We start from the raw sequence: 4,122 nt of genomic DNA, 5'->3' as shown, positions 1-4,122 counted from the left end.
TCCCATTCTTTTCAATTCCTTATCCACAAGACTGTGGAAAAACCTTGATTTTCTGGGGTTCTGCCGCCGTTTCACATCCGGTTATTTCTTCCGTTTTGTTCTCGGCGACAAGGAAAAACTATACACGGGTTTGCGGGGTGCTGCAAATCGGCGGGGTGGTTTTGTCGGGTGACCGTGCCCACTTAATTTCAGAGACCTGTTTCAACACCGAGAAATTACCCATCGCTGAAAATATCAATGATTTCCGAGCACCCTGCTGCCGGCGTCTTCCCGAACTCCACCATGATCCGCGCTGCCCTTTCGCGCCTCCGTCAGACTTGTCTGGGGCCGGGGACGGTCTACCGCCGGCAAGGCGACAGCGACCTCTATTCCACCGTGGGGTTTGTTGATTTGCCGAATGCTGTCCAGCTTCGTGGTTAGCCCGCGGGCTTCAAGCTCCTCCAGAATGCTTACTATCACCGGATGGAGCACTCCATCGACAAGATCGGCCTGGTCGCTTATCCAAGAGGCCACGATCTCACGTCGGATAGGGAGTTCCCCTAGCACGTGTGCGGGATCCGCTACTGCAACTTCCAGTGGTCTATCGACAGCTAGGCAAATCACCATCTCAAGAGTTTCACGATCTGAGGTACGCAATGTTGTCCATAGCTCCCCGGTTGGCTGTCCACCAAGTTGCAATGCTCTGGCATGCAGGGCGCCGAACCTAGCTTCGATCCCTGCATGATCGTCTTCGACGGATTCATCCAGGGAGATGACTGCACCAATAAACGGTTGCGCCGCTACGTCCCGATCCTCAATTCGAGTCCTCGCTGCCAGTGACTTGATTACTTCGCCGGCGCGCTGATGTGCAAGGTCTTGGGCCTGACGCGCTGCTATCTGATTGGCTCGATGACGCTCAAGAGCCGCAACGGCACTAGTCTCGTCAATAACATCGGCTAACTCGTTCAAAGGAACGTCTGCATCGCGAAGTGCGCGGATTAGCAGCGCCTGTCTCACCTGCTCCGCTGCGTAACGGCGGTATCGAGTGGCTGGATCGACTTCTGCCGGATGGAGCAATCCCACCTCGTCATAGTGGTGAAGTGCTTTGACTGTGATGTCGGTTAGTTGAGCGAATTCTCCGATAGTAAACATGTTTCCATCATGGTCCCTCCGCTTACCGGAGGGTCAAACACGTGCGGCACTTCTGTTCGAATATGACTTGATGGATTGAGCATTAATTTTTGACGGAACTTAGAGGTCCTCGGTGCGTCAAGTTCGATCGACCGTCCATGAATTCGCGCTATCCACATAGGACGCAAAGGAGATCTATGCCTGCCCGGAACTTGGCTACTGCCACGAGGTGCTCATCGAGTACCTCCGGTACGCGGTGACCGCTTAGCAGCACCAGTTGGTGCCCTTGCCTCCAGAGCCGTCCCACCCATTGTGGGTCCAGTGTCCTTGCAACTACTCGGTCATCTTCGCCTGGGTCTGCCCGTATCGTCGATCAGGTCGGTGAGCACCCGTGGCAACATGAACGAGCCTTGCATCCTTATCGCATAGATGATCGCAGCAGCCATCTCTGGGACAACACCAGTTTCTGATCCCCTGATACATCCAGGAGCAGTACCCAGCCCTCTGAGAACCGGTGTTGGTGCACGCTGAATCGAAGCGTCGTCCAGTCGGCGCAGCAGTTGCACCCTAATGGCGGCCCGGGGCAGTCGGGTTTGACCAGCGGCACCAACTCAGAACTGGCAGTTCCGCATAGGCACCATGCTCGGATACGGTGAACAGCAGTAACCCCTGAAGCCGAATGAATCCGTGTCCTTCACTTGGATCGCTGCCACTCCACAAGATGGACTATCGAAAATAGGATGAAGTCCATGCAGTTCACAGCATTAGAACGCTATTGCCGACTCACTGGCAAGAACGTATAGCAAAGTGATTCCCGAAGAGCAGCAAAGCGATTATCAGGCCGCGGTAGCTGAGATCGACGGACAGCTCTGGCGAATTAGGACTGCAAGGATCACGCCAACAAAGTCAGGTGGGTTCGTGGCCATATGGCATCGTGACGAAACTGGAACTACTGCACCTTACAAGTATGAAGAAGAACTCCGCGGAGTTATGGTCTATATCGAGGGAGCCAGCAGCTTTGGCATCTTCCGTTTTACTCAACAGCAGCTCGAGCATTTGGGCATCTACGCGTCAGCTTCAGATCCAGGCAAACGTGGTTTCCGGATCTATCCATCATGGACAGTTGGGCTTAGTGGGCAAGCGAGGAAGACCCAGGATAGCCAGTTGCCTGCGTTCAATTTGCTCGCGGACTAACTGAATGGACTCAGACAGCTATTGCAGCTCCATGTGCCGGAATCTGAGTTCTCGTTGTGCACCATGCAAAGGTGAACCGTCAAAGGGCAATTCCCTCAGATTGACAGTTGATGCCGCTTTCAACGCTAACTGGTTCGCCGAGTGAGCCGCACGGTCAGCCAATCCGAGCAATTTTGCGAGCTCCACCCAGTGCCTCTTCTTTAGATTCTTAGTCCTGCCGGCAATAGTCAATGCCATCGTGTCATCGCCGTAGATCAAGGTACAGGGGATGTCATAGATGGGCGCTACGCTAAACCGCCCATGCTCGTCGGCCAGAATCGAGACGTTCTTTCCATGCAAGTCACCGTTGCCGGTTAGCCAGGCAACGACAAACTGCAAGTACAGATTCCGCCTCGCGAGCACCGGGGCCTGGCACTGCAGGGCTAAAGCCTCAATAACTTGATCCGTGCTCACTGCATACTTGCTTGCCGGGAAAAGATCCAATACCTGCATCGCATCTTCCAACGCCAAACGGGTTGGATTATCCGCTTCCGAGGCAGCCTTGCGATCGAATCTCTCGACCAGCAGCCCCGGTCTCCCAGTGGAATCCAGTACGAGCCGATTGTTGGCGACCGGAAGCTTGAGCATTCGTGCCGCCTTCAAGTGAAGCGCCTCGTTATCGACCAGATGCGGATGATCTCGAGGATCAAGCTTGAGCAGATAGGCGCTGCTTTTGAATTCCACTGGTGTTGTCAGCATGGTGCGCTGATCTTGTCCTGCACACCAGGTAGGCGTGCCGATCTTAAGTGCGTGCGAGGACCGACAAGTCGAGTTCGGCTGTGCTGCTGAATTCAGCAACCACGGGAGTTTGTTCCAATGCCGATCCGGCGGGAACGACACGTACATTGCCTGGCGTATCAGAGCCGACAGCCATCAGCAGGGACAGTTCGTCAGAGATGCTGGTCTTAGTTGCATCCTTTAGTACCGTGAGACGATGACCTTCGGGCAACAGGCCCGAGAAGAACGACGGCAAGGCGCCCCCGGGACCAACAAACTGCCTCGCTGAAACTGGTAAAGAAGTTGCAATGGACAAGCCACAATCAGCTAGATAGACCTCGTCATAGGCAAAGACAACGCTGCCATCGAATTGTCTGGTCAGAGAACCGGCCAGGATCTCGTTGCAGTAGACATCAGCCTTGGCAACAAGCTTGAGCTCCTGGAGTTGCGGCGTCATTTGGCCACGCTAATTCGAAGGCCCAGTACATTCGCTACGGAGAGTACCGCTTCAATGGAGGGATTCCCCGCACCCCGTTCTATGGAGCGCAACGTGCGTTCTGAGATCCCAGCCAGCTCAGCTAGCTGTTCCTGTGTCAGTCCATTCTGCTTTCTAGCACGCTGCAATTCGGATCCGAGCTCTATCGCTGAATTCATGAATGATCCTCTTCCGGCAGCATTTCGCCGATTGGCAATATCCTGCTCTCTATCATTCATCATGAGACACGAATCGGCAACAACTTACCGATATCGTAGGCCAGCGAAAGGATCCAGGGTCCAGACACTTCAAAAGGCAGGAACTTACCGATTCCTTGGAGATGCAATCGGGCGGAGAATCTTCGGCGGATCTCTCAAGACGAGCCACAGCAGCTCCAAGCGGCGTTAGCTGCTTGGTAGCGTCAAGCGCACCTCGCATTAGGGATGCCTAGTCGTCAAGGCTGGCACTGCACCCCAATACCAGCCCCATCTGGAGCAGAACAGAAGCGGCCAGCGGCCAAACCCCCTTAAACACGAACAGGCCAGGCAATAGCACCTGGCCGCACTCCTGCGGGTTAAACAGGTGAG

At 54.6% G+C, this 4,122-nt stretch carries 5 protein-coding genes; 1 reads left to right on the top strand and 4 read right to left on the bottom strand.

The genetic code is table 11. From position 1 onward, the window contains the following. Positions 1–234: 234 nt before the first annotated feature. Positions 235–1,131, bottom strand: a complete 897-nt coding sequence (locus BKX98_RS16545) for a MerR family transcriptional regulator (RefSeq protein ID WP_073708056.1) — start codon at positions 1,129–1,131, stop codon at positions 235–237. A 786-nt stretch (positions 1,132–1,917) separates the two neighbouring features. On the opposite strand from BKX98_RS16545, the gene BKX98_RS16540 reads away from it, so the two are divergent. Then, a complete protein-coding gene (locus tag BKX98_RS16540) occupies positions 1,918–2,304 on the top strand; it encodes a MepB family protein (RefSeq protein ID WP_083587014.1) in 387 nt (128 codons plus the stop codon). An 18-nt stretch (positions 2,305–2,322) separates the two neighbouring features. Here the strand turns inward: BKX98_RS16540 and BKX98_RS17305 are convergent, their stop codons facing one another. From BKX98_RS17305 to BKX98_RS16530, 3 genes are read right to left on the bottom strand one after another with little or no spacing between them, the layout of a single operon-like run. Next, complete coding sequence (locus tag BKX98_RS17305; RefSeq protein ID WP_233125414.1) at positions 2,323–3,042, bottom strand: type II toxin-antitoxin system HipA family toxin; 720 nt, start codon at positions 3,040–3,042, stop codon at positions 2,323–2,325. Positions 3,043–3,085: 43 nt separating this feature from the next. Next, a complete protein-coding gene (locus tag BKX98_RS17300; RefSeq protein ID WP_233125413.1) occupies positions 3,086–3,517 on the bottom strand; it encodes a HipA N-terminal domain-containing protein in 432 nt (143 codons plus the stop codon). Then, positions 3,514–3,714 (bottom strand): helix-turn-helix transcriptional regulator, encoded by a 201-nt coding sequence (locus BKX98_RS16530; RefSeq protein WP_073708055.1) that lies wholly within the window; start codon positions 3,712–3,714, stop codon positions 3,514–3,516. Before BKX98_RS16530 ends, BKX98_RS17300 begins: the two co-directional genes overlap by 4 nt. Between the last annotated feature and the right edge of the window lie 408 nt (positions 3,715–4,122).

The sequence above is a fragment of the Glutamicibacter sp. 0426 genome (genome assembly GCF_001906485.1).
GTDB lineage: Bacteria > Actinomycetota > Actinomycetes > Actinomycetales > Micrococcaceae > Glutamicibacter > Glutamicibacter nicotianae.
The sequence above is the reverse complement of the archived record's forward strand: the minus strand, read 5'-3'. Positions and strand labels throughout refer to the sequence as shown.